The sequence below is a fragment of the Pseudomonas coronafaciens pv. oryzae str. 1_6 genome (assembly GCF_000156995.2).
In the GTDB taxonomy this organism is placed as follows: domain Bacteria; phylum Pseudomonadota; class Gammaproteobacteria; order Pseudomonadales; family Pseudomonadaceae; genus Aquipseudomonas; species Aquipseudomonas tremae.
In genome coordinates this window covers 5,186,962-5,206,114 of sequence record NZ_CP046035.1, presented here as the reverse complement: position 1 = coordinate 5,206,114, position 19,153 = coordinate 5,186,962, and the positions used below count along the sequence as shown (strand labels likewise).

Sequence of the window (19,153 nt, the reverse complement as noted above, 5' to 3'; positions counted from 1 at the left end):
TCCGCACGCTCCCGCATGGGCACGCGATTGCGTCGGGCTCAGGTACTCTCCCGCTCCACCAATTTGCACTCCAGCAGATTCAAACGCTGTATTTCCCCACGCACTGGCAGTACCCCGAGGCTTTCGAGCACCCGCGTCGCAGCCATTACGCCGATTTCCAGGGCCGGCGGTTTGATGGTGGTGAGGCTGGGTAGCATCATTTCTGCGAAGGCGTAATCGCCAAAGCCCATGACGGCGCAGTCCTGCGGAATGCTCAGGCCTGCGCGCTGGCTGGCGAGCAGGGCGCCTGCGGCCAGGTTGTCGTTGGCGAAGAAGACGGCGTCGGGGCGTGGCTGCTGGTTCATCAGCGTTTCCATCGCCTGTTTGCCTGCTTCGAATGGCGCTCTCCCGGCGTCCGGGACGAATACCCTCGGCGTGATGCCGAGCCCTTCCAGGGTTACGACATAACCGTCGCGGCGCTCCAGTGCGCTGAAGTCACCTGCAATGCTGTTCTGCACGAACGCAATGCGGCGATAGCCCTTGTCGTACAGATATCGAGCGGCAGTAACACCGACGTCATAGTGAGAAAAGCCGATCTGGATCGGGCTGCGTTCAGGCTGGTGGTCCCAGGTTTCGATCACCGGGATATCGGTCTGCTCGATCATCTTTTCAGTCGCGGGGCTGTGGAAGCGACTGGTCAGCACCAGTGCCGCCGGGGACCAGCCGAGAAACGCCCGCACGGCGCTTTCTTCCTGCCCGGCGGAAAAGTAGCTGGAAGCCAGCAGCAACTGAAAACCATGCCGGCTCAGCGTGTCACTGAAGCCTTGGATGGTGTTGGCAAATATGGGCCCGGAGATATTGGGAATCACCATCGCCACCACTTTGTTGCGCGCCGACGCCAGACCGCCGGCCACCAGATTAGGCACATAGCCCAGCGTATTGACCACAGCGGCAATGCGCTCGCGCAGTTCGTTCGACACTTGCTCCGGCTGGTTGAAATAGCGCGACACGGTGATGGCCGAAACTCCCGCCTGGCGTGCGACGGCGGTGATAGTCACTCGACCTGCGCCTCGGCGTTTGCGTGTCGCAGGTTTCTCGTCGGCCATGCTCTATCGCTTCGTATAAAAGTAAAAAGAATATAAAACTAATTTTTCAGTATTGGACGATCTATACGGTGTTTCCAGATACTGCCGATGTTAGCGCTAACAAAGATGGTTGTCTGCTACTCGTCACCGCGAATGCTCGGACCCGCTTTAGCCAGCAACGATAAGCGCCAGCGCGCATTGCACTGGCGTATCAGGGGCATATTTCAGGCAGGCACGCAGATGCACACAACACGCGGGGATGGGGTCAAACACACACTTCTGGCACAGGCCATTGGGCAGGTTCATGCGGGGCGGGGGCGTCAATACGGCTGGCTGTTGATGGGGCTTGCCGCCTTGCCGTGGGGAGCAGCCCTGGCTGATACCGAGGCCGCTGAGAATACGCAAACCATATCGCTGGAATCGGTCACTGTAACGGCCACGCGCCGCGAAGAATCGCTGCAAAAGGTGCCGGTCGCGGTGTCGGTGATTCAGGGCGAACAGCTGGAGCGGGACAACCGTACCGGCGTTGCCAGCATCGTGCAGCAAGTGCCGTCGCTGAATTTCCGCACCGGCGCTTCCAACAAGGACACCTCACTGTTCATTCGCGGTGTCGGCACCATTTCTACATCACCGGGCGTCGAGCCGACAGTGGCTACCGTGATCGATGGTGTGGTGTATGCGCGTCCGGGGCAGGCCACGCTGGACTTGCTCGATCTTGAACGCATCGAAGTGCTGCGCGGTCCGCAAGGTACGCTGTTCGGCAAAAATGCATCGGCTGGTGTGCTCAACGTCACCACCAAGGCGCCGACCGAAGAGACCCACGGTTATATCGATCAGTCGTACTACAGCGGCAACGAAAGCCGCACCCGTTTCGGCATTGGCGGCAGTCTGATTCCGCAGACCCTCAAGGGCTCGATCACCACGCTGTTCGGCAGCTACGACGGCAACGTCGACAACACGCTCAATGGTCATGAAGTCAACGGTTACAACCGCAAGGGCGGGCGCGGAAAGCTGGAGTTCACGCCCAACGACGAGATCACTTTCACCCTCGCCGCAGACTACATGCAGTCGCATGACGACGCGCCGAATGGCGTGGTGAGCAAGGCGCTGACGCCAGCGTTCGCCAGTGCGTTGTCACCGGTACGTGCCGACAGCAACAACCGCAACGTGGTCAGCGATTACCGCAGCCATGTCGAGGACGTCAATAAAGGCCTGTCCGGCCAGCTCGACTGGCAACTGGGCGATTACACCCTCACGTCCATTACTGCCTGGCGCGGCTGGGACAACACCCAGTATCAGGACGGCGACCGCCTGGGCACCGTCAGCGCTGCCTTTCCCGGTACCGAAGACAAGGGCGATCTGGAGTTCAACCAGTACTCGCAGGAGTTACGGTTGGCATCGCCCAAGGGGCAGTTCGTCGAGTACGTCGGCGGGTTGTTCTATATGCACGGCAAGAGCGACGAAACCTATAGGCGCACGCTGATCACGCCAACGACTCAGGATCGCGGCATCGCCGATTACAGCACCTCCACCGACAGCTACTCGGTGTTTGGCGAAACCACGTTCAATTTCACGCCGGACTTTCGCGCCATTGCGGGGGCGCGCTGGACCCACGACGATTTGGAATACGATCACCGCCGCCTCTCGACATCGGCTACCACGGTAAGCGGCATTCAGCCTGCGACCAGCAGTTCCGGGTCGGTGGACGAGGACGGCAAGTCGGGGCGTCTTGGCCTGCAGTACGACCTGAGCGACAGCGTGATGACGTATATCACTTACTCGCGCGGCTACAAAGGCCCGGCCTACAACGTGTTTTTCAACATGCAGCCGCGCGACACCGAAGCCCTCAAGCCAGAAACCTCCAACACCTGGGAAGTCGGCCTCAAGGCCACCACCTGGGACAATCGCCTGACCACCAATCTGGCGGTGTTCCACAGCGAGTACGACAACTATCAGGCGAACTTCTTCGACAGTGTTGCCGGGCAGGTCGTGACGCGCCTGATCAACGCCGGCACTGTCAGCTCTGAAGGCATCGAGTTGGATTACGCCCTGCAGGCCACTCAAAACCTGAAATTTTCCGGCGCGCTGTCCTATACCCGCGCGCGCATCGACAGTTTCGGCTGCCCAGCGGGCGCGGCGGCGTCGTGCGACGTCGATGGCAAGACCCTGCCGTACAGCCCGGACTGGAAAAGCTACGTTCGCGCTGATTACACCATCCCGCTGGACAACGGCCTGGATATCGAGCTGGGCACCGATTACAGCTGGCAGAGCGAAGTGCAGTACGACATCAGCCAGAACCCGGACACCAGGCAGGGCGCTTACGGCATCTGGAATGCCAGCGTGGCGCTGGCTGATTACAACAGTGGCTGGCGCGTGGCACTGCTCGGCAAGAACCTGGCAGACAAGTCTTATTCGCCGATGCTGGCCACTGGCGGCAACTACGTTTACCGATCCGTGCCGCGTGATGACGAACGTTATTTCGGCGTGCAATTGCGCAAGGATTTTTGAGCCGTCGCCCGCAGTCACACAGTAAGGAGAGAGAAATGAGCACGACTGCTCGACAGATGAAGCTGGGTGCGTTCCTGATGGCCACCGGGCATCACGTTGCTGCCTGGCGACACCCTGAAGTGCCTGCGGACGCAGGGCTTGATTTCAAGCACTACCGGCACTTGGCCCAAGTCGCGGAAGCGGCGAAATTCGATGCGCTGTTTGTGGCGGACAGTGTGGCTGCTGCGACTGGCGATATAGCCAGCCGCATGGCGCGCTCCGATCATTTCGAGCCACTGACGCTGCTCTCGGCGCTGAGCGCGGTAACTGATCACATCGGCCTGATTGCAACCGCAACCACCACCTACAACGAGCCCTATCACGTGGCCCGCAAGTTCGCCTCGCTGGATCATCTGTCTGGTGGGCGAGCAGGCTGGAATCTGGTGACCTCGGATGCCGCCGCCGAAGCGCAGAACTTCGGTCGCGCCGAACATGTCGCGCATGCCGAGCGTTACAGCCGCGCACGGGAGTTTCATCAGGTGGTTACCGGCCTGTGGGACAGCTGGGCAGACGACGCTTTTACCCGCGACAAGGCCAGCGGTGAATATTACGACCCGGCTAAGGTGCATGTGCTCAATCACGTGGGCGAGCACTTCAGCGTCAAAGGTCCACTGAACGTGGCGCGTTCGCCGCAGGGGCAGCCCGTGGTGGTGCAGGCCGGTTCCTCGGAGGTTGGTCGCGATCTGGCAGCGCAGACGGCGGAAGTGGTGTTTACCGCACAGACCTCGCTGGCCAGTGCCCAGGCCTTTTACGCGGACATCAAAGGGCGTTTGAGCGCTTACGGGCGTGGCGTAGATTCGCTGAAAGTAATGCCCGGCGTGTTCATCGTCGTGGCAGAAACCGAGGCGCTGGCGAACGCAAGATTCGAGTCGTTTCAGGCGCTGGTCGAGCCTCGGGTAGGCGTCGCCCTACTGGGGCGCATGCTGGGCAATTTCGACCTGTCGGGTTACCCGCTGGATGGTCCGCTACCGGAACTGCCGTTGACCGACAGCGGCCAGCGCAGCCGACAGAAACTGCTTACCGAACTGGCCGATCGGGAAAACCTGACGTTGGCGCAATTGGGTCGCCGGATTGCCGGCGGGCGAGGGCACTACAGCCTGATCGGCACACCTGAGCAGATCGCCGACGAGCTGCAAGTCTGGTTCGAGCAAGGCGCAGCGGATGGCTTCAACGTACTGGTGCCTCACCTGCCCGGTGGGCTTGAGGATGTCGCCCGGTTGCTGGTGCCGGAGCTACAGCGGCGTGGGCTGTTTCGTATTGAATACGAAGGCACGACCTTGCGCGAGAACCTTGGATTGCAGCGGCCTGCTTACAGGTTTTGAGTGTTTCCTCTTACTGGACGTTACATGCAAGTCCTGAAGAGCGCAGAAAACGGGGCTTCTGCTCGCAGGGCGTGGGAGCGAACTTGTTCGCGAAGACGTTCGATCCCACGGCCTCCGGCCAGAATCCAGGGCGGATTTTTATACAGAATTAAAGGATTACCCATGAAAAGATTCACCTTTATTGCCACCATCCTTGCCTTCAGCGGGTTGCTCAATACAGCCTCTGCCGACGAACCCGACACGCTGCGCATGGGCTACCAGAAAGGCTCGATCACGTTGGTGCTGGCCAAAGAGCACGGCCTGCTGGAGAAGCGCTTCCCGCAAACGCAGATCAAATGGATCGAATTCCCGGCTGGGCCGCAGATGCTGGAGGCGCTGAACATCGGCAGCCTGGACATCGCTTCGACCGGTGATATACCGCCGATCTTCGCTCAGGTCGCTGGTGCCGATCTGGTCTACATCGCCGCAGAACCGGCCAAGCCTCAAGCCGAAACCATACTGGTGCGCAACGAAAGCCCGCTGCACAGCGTTGCGGAGCTTAAAGGCCGCAAGGTCGCACTTCAGAAAGGCTCAAGCTCGCATAACCTGGTGCTGCGTTTGCTGAACAAGGCAGGCCTGACGTTCAAGGACATTCAGCCTGTTTACCTGACGCCGGCCGATGCACGCGCTGCCTTTGAAAACGGTAGCGTCGATGCATGGGCTACCTGGGACCCGTACTCCTCCATCGCCATTAACGAAGGCCATAGCCGGCTGCTGGCCAATGGCGAAGGGCTGGGTTTGGCCGGGTCGTTTTACACCGCACGCCGTGCGTTTGCCGAGAAAAATGGCGCGTTCGTGCAGCAGGTTCTCGACCAACTGACTGTCGCCGATGGCCTTTCCCGCACCCAGCGCGCCGAGAGCATCCAGATTCTGTCGCGCAGCATGGGGTTGTCCGAAGCGGTCATCACTCAGTATCTTGATCATCGACCTGAATCGCCCAGTCTGCCGATCACGCCGCAGATCGTAGGTGCGCAGCAAGCGACCGCCGATCTGTTTTACGACAACCACCTGATACCCAAGCGGGTCGATATTCAGCAGGTTGTCTGGCAAAAGCCATGATGCCTGCGTGGCGAGCAGACGTTTCAGGCTCGCGAGCGCATGGCAAGACGCCTCGAATATCCCCCAGACAAGAGAGGATTCAATGACCTACATCGCTGCCGAAAATCGTTACAACGACATGCCTTATCGCCGTACCGGTCGCAGCGGGCTGGTACTTCCGGCGCTGTCCCTGGGCTTGTGGCACAACTTCGGTGACAGCACGCCGATCGACACCCAGCGCGCCATGCTGCGTACCGCATTCGATCTGGGTATCAACCATTTCGACCTGGCCAACAACTATGGCCCGCCGTACGGCAGTGCCGAGATCAACTTTGGTCGTTTGCTGCGCGAAGACTTCAAGCACTACCGTGACGAGTTGATCATCTCCAGCAAGGCCGGTTGGGACATGTGGCCGGGGCCATACGGGCAGGGCGGTGGCTCACGTAAATACGTACTCGCCAGCCTTGATCAGAGCCTGCAACGCATGGGCCTCGATTACGTCGATATTTTCTATTCCCACCGCTTTGACCCCGACACTCCGCTGGAAGAAACCGCCAGCGCGCTGGCCACTGCGGTGCAGCAGGGCAAGGCGCTGTACATCGGTATCTCCTCGTATTCCGGCGCCAAGACCCGCGAAATCGCCGCGTTGCTGAAAGAGTGGAAAGTGCCGCTGCTGATTCATCAGCCGGCTTATAACCTGCTCAATCGCTGGGTCGAGAAAGACCTGCTGGACGCTACCGAAGAGCTGGGTGCCGGCGTGATCGCCTTCACTGCACTGGCTCAAGGGCTGTTGTCCGACAAGTACCTCAATGGCGTGCCCAAGGATGCTCGAGTCAATCGTCCGGGTGGCGGCTCGCTGCAGGCTTCGCACTTGTCCGAGCAGAACATTGCCCATGTGCGCGCCCTCAACGAAATCGCCCAGCGGCGCGGTCAGAGCCTGGCGCAAATGGCCCTGGCCTGGACCCTGCGTGACCCTCGCGTGACGTCCGCGCTGATCGGTGCCAGCCGTCCCGAGCAAATCATCGAAAACGTCGCTGCGCTGAAGAACCTGGCGTTCAGCCCCGAAGAGCTGACCGAGATCGACAGCTTCGCGGTGGAAGGTGGGATCAACTTGTGGGAAAAGCCATCGCTGGCCGAGTGATGTGCTGCCGCCCATGACTGAGTTCCCACGCTCGCGTGGGAACTCAGTTCCGCACTAGGGCTCGCCAGACTGAAGATTTGTGACGCAGAGCGTCACGAACTGCAGGCCAACGCGGAGCATTGGCACGATAATCGTTCTTGAGATGACTATCGTTCCCGCGCTCTGCGTCCTGCGTTGAGTGGTCGTTCATGCCAACGCAGGGCATGGCCGACCATCATATAACTACTCAGCCCTCATCGGCCTCGTCGTCATCTCCGCCATCGACCTTCATGCCCAGTTCCTTGATCTTGCGGGTCAAGGTGTTGCGGCCCCATCCCAACAGCACGGCAGCATCGCGGCGGCGTCCGGCGGTGTGTTTCAAGGCGGTTTCAATCATGATTCGTTCAAAGGTTGGCACCGCGCTGTCCAGCAGGCTGGACTGACCACGCGACAACGCCTGATCGGCCCACTGGCGCAACGCCTGCTCCCAGTTGGTAACCGGCGCGGCGTCCTGCGGCAGGCTCAGCAGTTCCGGCGGCAGGTCGCTGATGTGCACCTCACGGCCCGAGGCCATCACCGTGATCCAGCGGCAAGTGTTCTCCAGTTGACGAACGTTGCCCGGCCACGGCAGATGCTTGAGGTATTCCTCGGTCTCGGCCTTGAGCAGCTTTGGTTCCACGGAAAGCTCTTGCGCAGCGCGGCTCAGAAAGTGCCTGGCCAGGGTCGGAATGTCTTCGCGACGGTCCGACATGCGTGGGATATGGATACGGATCACGTTCAGGCGATGAAACAAGTCCTCACGGAACTTGCCGGCCTGCACCAGGGTTTCCAGGTTTTGGTGAGTGGCGGCAATGATCCGCACGTCGACCTTGACCGGCGTATGACCGCCCACCCTGTAAAACTCGCCATCCGCCAGCACGCGCAGCAGACGGGTCTGGGTGTCGGCGGGCATGTCACCGATTTCATCGAGGAACAACGTGCCGCCGTCAGCCTGCTCAAACCGACCGCGGCGCAGGTTGGCCGCACCGGTGAACGCGCCTTTTTCATGGCCGAACAGTTCTGATTCCATCAGATCCTTGGGAATCGCCGCCATGTTCAGCGCGATGAACGGCGAGGCCGAACGCGGGCTGTGGCGGTGCAAGGCGTGGGCAACCAGTTCCTTGCCGGTTCCCGACTCACCGTTGATCAACACGGTGATATTGGAGTGGCTCAAACGCCCGATGGCGCGAAACACTTCCTGCATGGCGGGCGCTTCGCCAATGATTTCAGGCGTACGGGTCAACGTCGGTGCGACGTCCAGGCCCTGTTGCTCCTGCGCGTGCTGGTTGGCGCGTTTGACCAGCGAGACGGCTTCGTCGACGTCGAATGGCTTGGGCAGGTACTCGAAAGCGCCGCCCTGGTAAGAGGCCACAGCGCTGTCCAGGTCTGAATGGGCGGTCATGATGATGACCGGCAGGCGAGGATGCTGTTCGCGAATCCGTGCCAGCAAATCCAGCCCGCTGGCACCGGGCATGCGGATGTCGGAAATGATCACGTCCGGTTGCTGACGGGCCAGACGGCTCATCACTCCGTCGGCGCTGTCGAAGCTTTGCGTGGTCATGCCTTCCTGTTGCAAGGCTTTTTCCAGTACCCAGCGGATGGAACGATCGTCGTCTACGATCCAGACAGTTTCACTACGGCTCATGTCGAAGCTGCTCCTTGTTCCAGCGGCAGGAAGATCGAGAACGTGGTGTGGCCGGGATGGCTGTCACACTCGATCAGGCCCTGGTGCTGGCTGATGATGTTCTGGGTAATGGCGAGACCGAGCCCTGTGCCGTCCGGGCGGCCACTGACCATCGGATAGAAAATGGTTTCCTGAAGCTCGGCCGGGATGCCTGGGCCGTTGTCGATGATTTCGATCTTGCTCACCAGTCGGTGGCGTACGTGCCCGATAGTGAACTGGCGCATGGCGCGGGTGCGCAGGGTGATCCGGCCCAGACGCAGTTCGTTCTGGCCGCTGATGGCTTGCATGGCGTTACGCACGATATTGAGCACTGCCTGAATCATCTGCTCACGGTCGATCAAAACGTCGGGAATGCTTGGGTCATAGTCACGCACCAAGGTGATGCAGCCCTGGCTCTCGGCCTCGACCAGGCTGCACACGCGCTCGAGCACTTCGTGCACGTTGGTCATGGCCAGCGACGGCAGCTTGTTGGAGCCCAGCATGCGGTCAACCAGATTACGCAGGCGGTCGGCCTCTTCGATGATGACGTTGGTGTAGTCCTTGAGGCTTTCTTCCGGCAGCTCGCGGGCCAGCAACTGTGCGGCCCCGCGAATCCCGCCCAGCGGGTTCTTTATTTCGTGGGCCAGGCCGCGCACCAGCATCTTGGTGGTTTCCTGCTTGGACAGCTGGGCTTCTTCCTTGGTAATACGCAGCAGCCGGTCACGGGGGTGTACTTCCAGCAGCAATAAGGTATCGCCCTTGCTGAGGATCGGCGTCACCGCGTAGTCGACGGTCAGGGTCTGGCCGGTCAGTGCGGTGAGCATCGCTTCGCGCTTGGTAAAAGGGTGTGCCTGCTCCACCGCCTGACGCAGTGAACTCAGGGCTTCAGTCGATTCGGTGAACAGTTCGCTGATGAATTGCCCATGGCTACGCTGCCCGCTGATGGCCAGCAGCATTTCCGCCGCCGGGTTCATGTACTCAAGTCGCAGGTCGGCGTTGAGCAGAATGGTGGCAGTCGTCAGGTTATCCAGTAACAGTCTGTGCAGCGCATCGCTTATAGTCATGAATCGTGTTGACCTCTTTTGGCACATTGCAGTCGCGCAATGCTGGTGCTGGTTGGTCTGCGCCAGCAGGAGCAAAGCCACCAATACGGTGCTGTGCAAGTGAAGTTGCAAAAAACAAACCAAGGCTCCGAAAAGAAGCGTTTTATCTGAAAAAGCGTGTCATTTTTTGCACACGTGCCCGCATACGGCGCCACTTGGGTAGCATTCCTGAACCAATCTGGGCTGTATTGTTGCGCTAGTGACTGATTTTCGCACCAAAAAGGTGCTTGTGTTTTGTCTGAGGTCAGAGGAAGGGGATGATGCTTTTCGGCTTGGGCTTATCTTTGAGCGGGCACTCCGGGCGCACGCCGAAATCATCGTCCTTGCAGGGCCGCGTCGCGCGCTTTTGCGCCAGCGACATACGTTGCAGGTGAAAGGGCTGGTTCGGCGTCTTTTCCAGGACCCGGCCAAGCTCGTCGAAAACCTCCACGGAAAGCTGATGGGTACCGCGGTCCACATTGCTCAGCGGGAAAACCGGACTGCGCCCCGGCTCACCCACGGGAACGCCGTCCAGCAACAACCGATAACTGTGGCCCGGCTGCAACGCGGGATCGCTGGTGACGGTAACAATCAGGTCTCCGCTGGGGATACTGAGCGACGCATCCGGTTCCGGAACCAGAATTCTCAATAGCTGATAATGGAACATCGGTTGCGCCACAGATTTGGCAGGGCGAGCTTTCAAAGTGCGGGTGGGCGGTGTGCCGGTCATGTTGTTGCTGGGCTGGATGTCTACGCGTTTCGCGTTCTTGTGCGGCTGATCGGTGAACACCCGGTTGCCCTGTGCATCGATGTAGGTGTAGACGTCTGCCATCACGGGCAGCGCCGACAGCCCCAGCAGGCAGATCAACAGGCCGTGCAGAGTGAGCCTGTTCATGGTCTGCCAAGGCTGACGCGTTGTACGGTCAGGGTGATCGTCTCGCTTTGCTGAATGATCCGCTCGCCATCCTTCACCACCACGGCAAAGCTGTGTTCGCCGCGATCGATATTGACCACCTGAAAGCGCGGCAGGTTGGTGTCTTGTCCATACAGGTTGCCGTCCAGCAGCAACTGCAGGCGATGGTTCTGTTGCAGCCGAGGCTGGATCTTCACGCCAATGATGAACGTACCGTTGTTGGCGCGTAACGCCTCATCGGCCGGCAGGTCGGTCAATTCCAGCACATCGTAGGCTGTCTGTGGCCTTTGCTGCGCAGGTGCCGAAGGCGACGAGGATTGCGGAGCGCTGTTTATCACGGGCCTCGGTGGCGCCTGGGTTTCGATGCTGTTGAGCGGCGGCAACTCGACCACTTCGGTTTTGGTACCGTTGGGTGGCTGATTGCTGAAGGCGGTGTTGCCGTTCGCATCGGTGTACTTATAAATCTGCGCCAAGGCAGGCAGGCTGATCAACAGCAGCAGGCAAATCAGGCTTTGACGCATGAGACTCTCGACGACAAGGGGCACGAATGGCCGTCAGCATAGAACACATCGTCCTGTGCTGCGCTATCCGCCTGATGTGTCAGAGCTTTGCCGAGCACAGATCCGCAGTGGCCATGATCAGCGCCTGATCATGAATCGGGTCGGTCTGGTAGCGCTTCAGCGCGGCGTCCAGCTGGAGCTTGCAGTTTTCACTCTTGCGCAGCGGCTGGAAGTCCGCGTAGGCCTGCAACAGTTGAGTCTGCAGCCGGTCGAGTTTCGGGCGGATGTCATCCACCAGGCTGAGCCTGACGGTGTCAGGGGCTTTGCCCGCTGCGTGCCACTGTGCGAGCAGGGCGTTCTGCACCTGTTTGTTGGCTTCTATCTGCGCGCGGAACAGGCGTTGAACGTCATTGGGGTCCAGCTTGAACTCCGCAGCGCGAGCCTGCGCGGCGCTGATCACTTGCAGCTCGCGGGGCGGGTCCTCGACAGCCTTGCCGCTGTCCCATTTGCTCAGGGCGACCTGATCGGCAATGGTCAGGCGTTCGCTGATGGCTTGCAGCAGCGGCTCGATGACAGAAGGTTTCTGCTCGGCGGCGAACGCAAAGCAGGAGGACATGCATGTCAGGGTCAGCAGGGAAGTGGCCAGAAGCAGGCGCATGGCGGTTCCATCTCGGGTCTATTGGGAAGACGCAGATTTAACTCCAGGTCGCTTACCAGAGCCAGCGTTACGGTGTGAACAAAAATTCACGCTGTGAATGTCAGGCAAAAAAAAGACCTCCCGAAGGAGGTCTTTTGTCACACCATCAATGCTGGCGTGGCTGGATCAGCAGCTGTAGTACAGCTCGTATTCCAGTGGGTGTACGAAGGTGCGAACGCGGATTTCTTCTTCGCTTTTCAGCTCGATGTAGGCATCGATGAAGTCGTCGCTGAACACGCCGCCCTTGGTCAAGAACGCACGGCCCTTGTCCAGTTCTTCGAGGGCTTCTTTCAGGCTGCCACAAACTTGCGGGATCTCTTTGGCCTCTTCAGGCGGCAGGTCATACAGGTTTTTGTCAGCGGCGTCGCCAGGGTGGATCTTGTTCTGGATGCCGTCCAGGCCAGCCATCAACAGTGCGGCGAACGCCAGGTACGGGTTGGCTGCCGGGTCCGGGAAGCGTGCTTCGATACGACGGCCGCGTGGGCTGGAGACGTAAGGAATACGGATCGATGCGGAGCGGTTACGGGCCGAGTAGGCCAGCATGACCGGAGCTTCGAAGCCCGGGACCAGACGCTTGTAGGAGTTGGTCGACGGGTTGGTGAAGCCGTTCAGGGCCTTGCCGTGCTTGATGATGCCGCCGATGAAGAACAGGGCAGTGTCGGACAGACCGGCATAGCCTTCGCCTGCGAAGGTGTTCTTGCCATCCTTGGAGATGGACATGTGTACGTGCATACCCGAACCGTTGTCACCGTACAGTGGCTTCGGCATGAAGGTAGCAGTACGACCGTAGGCGTCGGCCACGTTGTGTACGCAGTACTTGAGGGTCTGAACTTCGTCAGCCTTCTTGACCAGCGTATTGAATTTCACGCCGATTTCGTTCTGGCCGGCAGTGGCAACTTCGTGGTGGTGAACTTCCACGATCTGGCCCATTTCTTCCAGGGCGTTGCACATTGCGGTACGAATTTCGTGGTCGTGGTCGACCGGTGGCAGCGGGAAGTAGCCGCCTTTGACGCCAGGACGGTGGCCCTTGTTGCCGCCATCGACGTCGCCGTCAGTCATCCACGAAGCCTGTTCGGAGAAGATCTTGAACATCGAGCCGGAGATGTCGGACTTGAACTTTACTTCGTCGAATACGAAGAATTCTGGCTCGGGACCCACGAAAACGGTGTCGCCGATACCGGTGGACTTCAGGTATTCCTCGGCACGGTGAGCGATGGCGCGCGGGTCACGGTCATAGCCTTGCATGGTCGAAGGTTCGATGACGTCGCAGACCAGGATCAGGGTCGGCTCTTCGGTGAACGGGTCGAGAACGGCAGTTTCGTCATCCGGCAGCAGAATCATGTCGGAGGCTTCGATGCCTTTCCAGCCAGCAATGGAGGAACCGTCGAACATTTTGCCGACTTCGAAGAAGTCGTCTTCCAGTGCATCGCGCGCAGGCATCGTGACGTGCTGCTGCTTGCCCTTGGTGTCTGTGAAGCGCAGATCAATCCATTTAACGTCATGATCTTTGATGAGTTGAACCGACTTCGACATGGTGTCCTCCGGGTGGCTAGGGACCGACTTGGTAGAGTTGTGGCCCCTTGAAATGTGGTGGTGCCGGCGCGAATACTCTGCCAAGGCAACCTGCCTCACAAGGGAGCAATTTGCATGCCAGTGCCCCGTGTTGGGTTTTTTGCCTCAAGTGCAGCCTTTCAGGGGGCGAAAACGCGTCAGACGAGAAAAGTACGCACCTTAATGGCGCTTCAAAATGGTGCGGCGTCTCTTTTTGGTGCGCGAATGATCGGGTGTACGATAACTGGTTAAACGCTGAGCAATTTCCGCTATAATCCGCGCCCCCCTTTTTTGGTCGGCACCTCACCCACTGTTTCCATGAAACTAATCGTTAAAGTTTTTCCAGAAATCACCATCAAAAGCCCGCCGGTGCGCAAGAAATTCATCCGGCAGCTGGGCAAGAACATTCGTACCGTGCTCCGTGAACTGGACGCGGACATTGTCGTGGGTGGCGTATGGGACAACCTCGAGGTCGAAACCCGCCTGACCGACCCCAAAGTACTGCAGGGCATAAGGGATCGGCTGAGCTGCATGCCGGGTATCGCCAACTATCTGCAAGTGGCCGAGTACCCGCTGGGCGATCTGGATGACATCGTTGCCAAGTGCAAACTGCACTATGCCGACCTGCTGCCGGGCAAGATGTTTTCAGTGCGTTGCAAGCGTGCCGGAAAACACGATTTCAGCTCGATGGACGTCGAGAAATACGTCGGCAGCAAGCTGCGCATGCAGTGCGGCGCCGCCGGAATCGAGCTGAAAAAGCCTGATCTGGTCGTGCGGATGGAAATTCGCGACCAACGGTTGTTTGTGGTTCATGACCAGCATAAAGGCATGGGCGGCTACCCGCTCGGCGCGCTGGAGCAGACCCTGGTATTGATGTCCGGCGGTTTCGATTCGACCGTTGCGGCCTACCAGATCATGCGTCGCGGCCTGATGGCGCACTTCTGCTTCTTCAATCTGGGCGGACGTGCCCATGAACTGGGCGTGATGGAAGTTGCGCACTTTATCTGGAAAAAGTACGGCAGCTCGCAGCGCGTGCTGTTTGTCAGCGTACCGTTCGAGGAAGTTCTCGGAGAAATTCTGCAGAAAGTCGATAACAGTCATATGGGTGTAGTTTTGAAGCGTATGATGTTACGCGCTGCATCTGCCGTGGCTGATCGTCTTGAAATCGACGTGCTGGTCACCGGCGAAGCGATTTCCCAGGTTGCCAGCCAGACGCTGCCCAACCTGTCGCTGATTGACGCGGCGACCGACAAGCTGGTCCTGCGGCCGCTGGTTGCTACTCACAAGCAGGACATCGTGGACCTGGCGACTGAAATCGGCACCGCTGATTTTGCCCGGCACATGCCTGAGTATTGCGGGGTGATCTCGGTCAACCCCAAGACCAACGCCAAGCGTAACCGCGTTGAGTACGAAGAAAAACAGTTCGACATGGCGATCCTCGAGCAAGCGCTCGAGCGCGCGAAGCTGGTTTCGATCGATCGGGTCATCGACGATCTGAGCCGCAATGTCGACATTGAAGAAGTCAGCCAGGCGCTGGCCGGTCAGGTCATCATCGACATCCGTCACCCGGATGCCCAGGAAGACCAGCCGCTGCAAGTGCCCGGCGTGGAGATACAGACGTTGCCGTTCTACGCATTGAACAGCCGCTTCAAGGCACTGGATGACACACGCCAGTACCTGTTGTATTGCGACAAAGGCGTCATGAGTCGCCTGCATGCCCACCATTTGCTCAGTGAGGGGCATGCCAATGTGCGCGTTTATCGACCGAGCTAAGTGCCCGGGGCTGTTTGCCTGTGGCTTGCGTCACCGGCCCCCCGACACCAGTCGTCATGCCGTTACGGCTTTTGCCGGCTCGAAATAGTAATCGCTGTCCTTAACAGTCAGCAGACCGAATCCTCTGATCGAGATACACAAGTGATCGAAAATCTACGTAACATCGCCATCATTGCTCACGTTGACCATGGTAAGACCACCCTGGTAGACAAACTCCTGCGTCAATCCGGCACTCTGGAGCGCGGCGAGCTCAACGACGAGCGCGTGATGGACTCCAACGACCAGGAGAAAGAACGCGGTATTACCATTCTCGCGAAGAACACCGCGATCAACTGGAATGGCTACCACATCAACATCGTGGACACCCCGGGCCACGCCGACTTCGGTGGTGAAGTAGAGCGCGTGATGTCGATGGTCGACTCCGTGCTGCTGCTGGTCGATGCCCAGGACGGCCCTATGCCACAAACCCGCTTTGTGACCAAAAAGGCTTTCGAAGCCGGCCTGCGTCCAATCGTGGTCATCAACAAGGTCGACCGTCCAGGCGCGCGTCCGGACTGGGTTCTGGATCAGATCTTCGACCTGTTCGACAACCTGGGTGCCACCGAAGAACAGCTGGACTTCAAAGTCGTCTACGCCTCGGCCCTGAACGGCATTGCCGGTCTGGAACACACCGACATGGCTGAAGACATGACCCCGCTGTACCAGTCCATCGTCGACAACGTTCCGGCACCTGCCGTTGACCGTGACGGCCCGTTCCAGATGCAGATCTCGGCACTGGACTACAACAGCTTCCTCGGCATTATCGGCGTTGGCCGTATTGCTCGCGGCAAGGTCAAGCCAAACACCCAGGTTGTGGCTATCGACGCCAACGGCAAGCGCCGTAACGGTCGTATCCTGAAACTGATGGGTCACCACGGTCTGCACCGTGTAGACGTCGAAGAAGCAGCTGCCGGCGACATCGTCTGCATCAGCGGCTTCGAAGAGCTGTTCATCTCCGACACTCTGTGCGACCCACAGAACGTTGAGGCGATGAAGCCGCTGACCGTTGACGAACCTACCGTTTCGATGACGTTCCAGGTAAACGACTCGCCTTTCTGCGGTAAAGAAGGCAAGTTCGTCACCAGCCGTAACATCAAGGAGCGTCTGGACAAGGAACTGCTGTACAACGTTGCCCTGCGCGTTGAAGAAGGCGACACCGCTGACAAGTTCAAGGTCTCCGGCCGTGGTGAGCTGCACCTCTCGGTACTGATCGAAACCATGCGTCGCGAAGGCTTCGAAATGGGTGTCGGTCGTCCTGAAGTGATCATCCGCATGGTTGATGGCGTCAAGCACGAACCGTTCGAAAACGTCACCATCGACCTGCCGGAAGAATCCCAGGGTTCGATCATGGAACAGATCGGTATCCGTAAGGGCGACCTGACCAACATGGTTCCGGATGGCAAGGGCCGTGTTCGTCTCGAATACAACATCCCTGCTCGTGGCCTGATCGGTTTCCGTAACGAATTCCTGACCCTGACTTCCGGCGCAGGCATCCTCACCAGCATCTTCGACCGTTACGACGTGATGAAGTCTGGCGACATGTCCGGCCGTCAGAACGGCGTTCTGGTTTCGGTTGCTACCGGCAAGGCGCTGACCTACTCCCTGGAAACACTGCAAGCCCGTGGCAAGCTGTTCCTGGGTCATGGCGAAGACGTGTACGAAGGTCAGATCGTCGGCATCAACAGCCGCGACAACGACCTGGGTGTAAACCCAACCAAAGGCAAGAAGCTCGACAACATGCGTGCTTCCGGTAAAGACGAAACCATCGCTCTGGTTCCGCCTATCCGCTTCACTCTGGAACAAGCGCTGGAATTCGTACAAGAAGACGAACTCTGCGAAGTGACTCCAAAGTCGATCCGCCTGCGTAAGAAAATCCTTGGCGAAAGCGAGCGTACCCGCGCTGCCAAGAAGTCGGGCAACTGAGTGATCAGTTAGTCGGCTAGACACAAAAAACCCGGTCGCGAGACCGGGTTTTTTTATGCCTGCTATTTGTGCCATCCGGCATCAGCGTGCTTGTCGGCAAGCTATTTTGTGCGATTGCCCACTGGGGCCAGCAGCAGCTCGATGCGCTGTTTGCGAATGCCGTCGGCGGCGGCTTCGGCCAAGGCTGCGTCGGTAATGATGGTGTCGAACTGCTCGAGTCCAGCCACCTTGTACATGCCGAAAGTGCCGTATTTGGAGCTGGTGGCGATCAGCACGGTTTGCGACGCTGATTGCATCGCGGCCTGCTTGACCTCGACCTTCAGTGCCGAAGGCGTGGTGGTACCGCGTTGCAGGTCCCACGAACTGGTGGACATGAACGCCACGTCGGTTGCCAGTTGTCGCAACGTTGCGGCAGCCAGGCCGCCGACGCTGGAGCGATTCGGGTGATCGAGCAGCCCGCCGGTGTGGATTACATCCACATGCGCCGCATCAGCCAGTGCATTGACCACGCCGAAGTCATTGGTCACAACCGTCATGCCCGACAGGGCAACGATATGCGGCACGATTTCCAGCGTGCTGGTGCCCGCGTCCAGGTAGATCGTCATGTCGGGGTGCAGCAGGCCTGCCGCGAGTCGCGCCATGCCCTGCTTGTGCGGCAGTTCGATCACCGCCTTTGACTGGTGGCTGGGCTCGCTGTGTACCTGGCTGGCAATACGCACACCGCCAGTGACCGAGTAGGCGCGGCCTTCCTGTTCCAGCTGAGCGATATCACGACGGATGGTCATGTGCGAGCAATCGAACATCTCCATCAACTGATGAACGCTGAGCACCTGATGCTTGCGCAACTGGCGCAGCATCAGCTCCCGGCGCTGATCGGGAATCATAGGTGTACCGCCGGAAATGGCGATCTCCTCTTCAATGGACATTCGTGCTCCTGTGCATCAATGAGCCGCCTCGGCCAGCAGGCGGTCCGCGCATCTTAGCCAATCGCCTCGGCAATGGAAGCGGTGTCCGGGCTTTTTTGCGCAGTCCGGCTCATCGCTGCAACAGTCGGTGCTCAGCTCATCCAGTTGCCACCGTCGACGTTATAGGTCTGGGCGACCACGTAATCACTGTCCGGTGAAGCCAGAAAAATGGCCATGCCGGTCAGGTCCTCTGCCGTGCCCATCCGCCCGTAGGGCACCTGCTCGCCCACCAGTTTTTTCTTCTCGCCCAAAGGCCGGTTCTCGTAGCGGGCGAACATCGCATCGACGCCATCCCAGTGCTCGCCATCTACCACGCCCGGCGCGATGGCGTTCACGTTTATGCCGTGTTTGATGAGGTCCAGGCCGGCCGATTGCGTCAGGCTGATCACAGCGGCCTTGGTCGCGCAATACACCGCCACCAAGGCCTCGCCACGCCGTCCCGCCTGGCTGGCCATGTTGATGATCTTGCCGCCGTGACCCTGCGCAATCATCTGCTTTGCAGCAGCCTGCAAGGTGAACAGCGTGCCTGCGAGGTTGATCGAAAACAGTCGCTCGTAGCTTTCGCGGGTGATATCGACAATTGGCGCCAGGTCGAACAGCGCGGCGTTGTTGATCAGAATGTCCAGCTTGCCGGTCTGCACGACCACTGCAGCGATGGCATCATCGATGGACGCCTGATCCGTCACGTCCATGCTGACCGCATAGGCGTTCGGTCCCAGTTCAGTGGCCGTGGCCTGCGCGCGCTGCAGATCAATGTCGGCAATCGCCACGCTGGCTCCTTCGCGAATATATGCCTGCGCAAAAGTCCGCCCGATACCTCGCGCGGATCCGGTGATCAGCGCGCTTTTACCTTCAAGTCGTTTCATGGGTTCATCATC

General features: G+C 59.2%; 15 protein-coding genes. 6 read left to right on the top strand and 9 right to left on the bottom strand.

Going from position 1 to position 19,153, the window contains the following annotated elements; translation table 11 throughout:
* Positions 1 to 38: 38 nt before the first annotated feature.
* Positions 39 to 1,085 (bottom strand): LacI family DNA-binding transcriptional regulator, encoded by a 1,047-nt coding sequence (locus POR16_RS23745; protein WP_053481164.1) that lies wholly within the window; start codon positions 1,083 to 1,085, stop codon positions 39 to 41.
* A 219-nt stretch (positions 1,086 to 1,304) separates the two neighbouring features.
* On the opposite strand from POR16_RS23745, the gene POR16_RS23740 reads away from it, so the two are divergent.
* The 4 genes from POR16_RS23740 (at position 1,305) to mgrA (ending at position 7,151) form a co-directional block, all read left to right on the top strand.
* Positions 1,305 to 3,572, top strand: coding sequence for a TonB-dependent receptor (locus POR16_RS23740; protein WP_042932996.1), 2,268 nt, complete (start codon positions 1,305 to 1,307; stop codon positions 3,570 to 3,572).
* 35 nt (positions 3,573 to 3,607) lie between these two features.
* Positions 3,608 to 4,933 carry an LLM class flavin-dependent oxidoreductase gene (locus POR16_RS23735; RefSeq protein WP_005896207.1) on the top strand — a complete coding sequence of 442 codons (1,326 nt, stop codon included), beginning with the start codon at positions 3,608 to 3,610 and terminating at the stop codon, positions 4,931 to 4,933.
* Positions 4,934 to 5,095: 162 nt separating this feature from the next.
* A complete protein-coding gene (locus POR16_RS23730; RefSeq protein ID WP_005896208.1) occupies positions 5,096 to 6,031 on the top strand; it encodes a sulfonate ABC transporter substrate-binding protein in 936 nt (311 codons plus the stop codon).
* Between the two features lie 82 nt (positions 6,032 to 6,113).
* Positions 6,114 to 7,151 (top strand): L-glyceraldehyde 3-phosphate reductase, encoded by a 1,038-nt coding sequence (gene mgrA / locus POR16_RS23725; RefSeq protein WP_005896210.1) that lies wholly within the window; start codon positions 6,114 to 6,116, stop codon positions 7,149 to 7,151.
* A 226-nt stretch (positions 7,152 to 7,377) separates the two neighbouring features.
* On the opposite strand, the gene ntrC is transcribed toward mgrA, so the two are convergent.
* From ntrC to glnA, 6 genes are all read right to left on the bottom strand, one after another.
* The gene (ntrC, locus tag POR16_RS23720) at positions 7,378 to 8,814 is read right to left on the bottom strand and encodes a nitrogen regulation protein NR(I) (RefSeq protein WP_005896211.1); all 1,437 of its coding nucleotides are present in this window, start codon (positions 8,812 to 8,814) and stop codon (positions 7,378 to 7,380) included.
* Positions 8,811 to 9,896 carry a nitrogen regulation protein NR(II) gene (gene glnL, locus POR16_RS23715; RefSeq protein ID WP_003420138.1) on the bottom strand — a complete coding sequence of 362 codons (1,086 nt, stop codon included), beginning with the start codon at positions 9,894 to 9,896 and terminating at the stop codon, positions 8,811 to 8,813. Before glnL ends, ntrC begins: the two co-directional genes overlap by 4 nt.
* A gap of 283 nt (positions 9,897 to 10,179) precedes the next feature.
* Positions 10,180 to 10,809, bottom strand: a complete 630-nt coding sequence (locus POR16_RS23705; protein WP_005896217.1) for a DUF4124 domain-containing protein — start codon at positions 10,807 to 10,809, stop codon at positions 10,180 to 10,182.
* Entirely contained in the window at positions 10,806 to 11,348 is a 543-nt protein-coding gene (locus tag POR16_RS23700) for a DUF4124 domain-containing protein (RefSeq protein ID WP_005896219.1), read from the bottom strand. The genes POR16_RS23705 and POR16_RS23700 overlap by 4 nt, the downstream gene beginning before the upstream one ends.
* Before the next feature lie 79 nt (positions 11,349 to 11,427).
* Positions 11,428 to 11,985 carry a chorismate mutase gene (locus POR16_RS23695; protein ID WP_005896221.1) on the bottom strand — a complete coding sequence of 186 codons (558 nt, stop codon included), beginning with the start codon at positions 11,983 to 11,985 and terminating at the stop codon, positions 11,428 to 11,430.
* 165 nt (positions 11,986 to 12,150) lie between these two features.
* On the bottom strand, positions 12,151 to 13,557 hold the full coding sequence (gene glnA, locus POR16_RS23690; RefSeq protein ID WP_005896223.1) for a glutamate--ammonia ligase: 1,407 nt from the start codon (positions 13,555 to 13,557) through the stop codon (positions 12,151 to 12,153).
* Positions 13,558 to 13,893: 336 nt separating this feature from the next.
* On the opposite strand from glnA, the gene thiI reads away from it, so the two are divergent.
* Both thiI and typA read left to right on the top strand, forming a co-directional pair.
* Entirely contained in the window at positions 13,894 to 15,348 is a 1,455-nt protein-coding gene (thiI, locus tag POR16_RS23685; protein ID WP_005896225.1) for a tRNA uracil 4-sulfurtransferase ThiI, read from the top strand.
* A 141-nt stretch (positions 15,349 to 15,489) separates the two neighbouring features.
* Positions 15,490 to 17,310: a translational GTPase TypA gene (typA, locus tag POR16_RS23680; RefSeq protein WP_005896227.1), complete on the top strand. Its 1,821-nt coding sequence runs from the start codon at positions 15,490 to 15,492 to the stop codon at positions 17,308 to 17,310.
* 101 nt (positions 17,311 to 17,411) lie between these two features.
* On the opposite strand, the gene POR16_RS23675 is transcribed toward typA, so the two are convergent.
* Together POR16_RS23675 and POR16_RS23670 are read right to left on the bottom strand one after the other, a co-directional pair.
* Entirely contained in the window at positions 17,412 to 18,236 is an 825-nt protein-coding gene (locus POR16_RS23675) for a DeoR/GlpR family DNA-binding transcription regulator (protein ID WP_005896229.1), read from the bottom strand.
* Between the two features lie 131 nt (positions 18,237 to 18,367).
* Positions 18,368 to 19,141: an L-iditol 2-dehydrogenase gene (locus POR16_RS23670; RefSeq protein ID WP_005896231.1), complete on the bottom strand. Its 774-nt coding sequence runs from the start codon at positions 19,139 to 19,141 to the stop codon at positions 18,368 to 18,370.
* Between the last annotated feature and the right edge of the window lie 12 nt (positions 19,142 to 19,153).

What these genes read in the sequence shown, in the direction of transcription:
- glnA (WP_005896223.1), bottom strand. Translation starts at nt 13,557, where the DNA reads ATGTCGAAGTCGGTTCAACTCATCAAAGATCATGACGTTAAATGGATT.
- mgrA (WP_005896210.1), top strand. Translation starts at nt 6,114, where the DNA reads ATGACCTACATCGCTGCCGAAAATCGTTACAACGACATGCCTTATCGC.
- POR16_RS23700 (WP_005896219.1), bottom strand. Translation starts at nt 11,348, where the DNA reads ATGCGTCAAAGCCTGATTTGCCTGCTGCTGTTGATCAGCCTGCCTGCC.
- POR16_RS23670 (WP_005896231.1), bottom strand. Translation starts at nt 19,141, where the DNA reads ATGAAACGACTTGAAGGTAAAAGCGCGCTGATCACCGGATCCGCGCGA.
- POR16_RS23730 (WP_005896208.1), top strand. Translation starts at nt 5,096, where the DNA reads ATGAAAAGATTCACCTTTATTGCCACCATCCTTGCCTTCAGCGGGTTG.
- glnL (WP_003420138.1), bottom strand. Translation starts at nt 9,896, where the DNA reads ATGACTATAAGCGATGCGCTGCACAGACTGTTACTGGATAACCTGACG.
- POR16_RS23735 (WP_005896207.1), top strand. Translation starts at nt 3,608, where the DNA reads ATGAGCACGACTGCTCGACAGATGAAGCTGGGTGCGTTCCTGATGGCC.
- thiI (WP_005896225.1), top strand. Translation starts at nt 13,894, where the DNA reads ATGAAACTAATCGTTAAAGTTTTTCCAGAAATCACCATCAAAAGCCCG.
- POR16_RS23745 (WP_053481164.1), bottom strand. Translation starts at nt 1,085, where the DNA reads ATGGCCGACGAGAAACCTGCGACACGCAAACGCCGAGGCGCAGGTCGA.
- POR16_RS23695 (WP_005896221.1), bottom strand. Translation starts at nt 11,985, where the DNA reads ATGCGCCTGCTTCTGGCCACTTCCCTGCTGACCCTGACATGCATGTCC.
- POR16_RS23705 (WP_005896217.1), bottom strand. Translation starts at nt 10,809, where the DNA reads ATGAACAGGCTCACTCTGCACGGCCTGTTGATCTGCCTGCTGGGGCTG.
- ntrC (WP_005896211.1), bottom strand. Translation starts at nt 8,814, where the DNA reads ATGAGCCGTAGTGAAACTGTCTGGATCGTAGACGACGATCGTTCCATC.
- POR16_RS23740 (WP_042932996.1), top strand. Translation starts at nt 1,305, where the DNA reads ATGCACACAACACGCGGGGATGGGGTCAAACACACACTTCTGGCACAG.
- POR16_RS23675 (WP_005896229.1), bottom strand. Translation starts at nt 18,236, where the DNA reads ATGTCCATTGAAGAGGAGATCGCCATTTCCGGCGGTACACCTATGATT.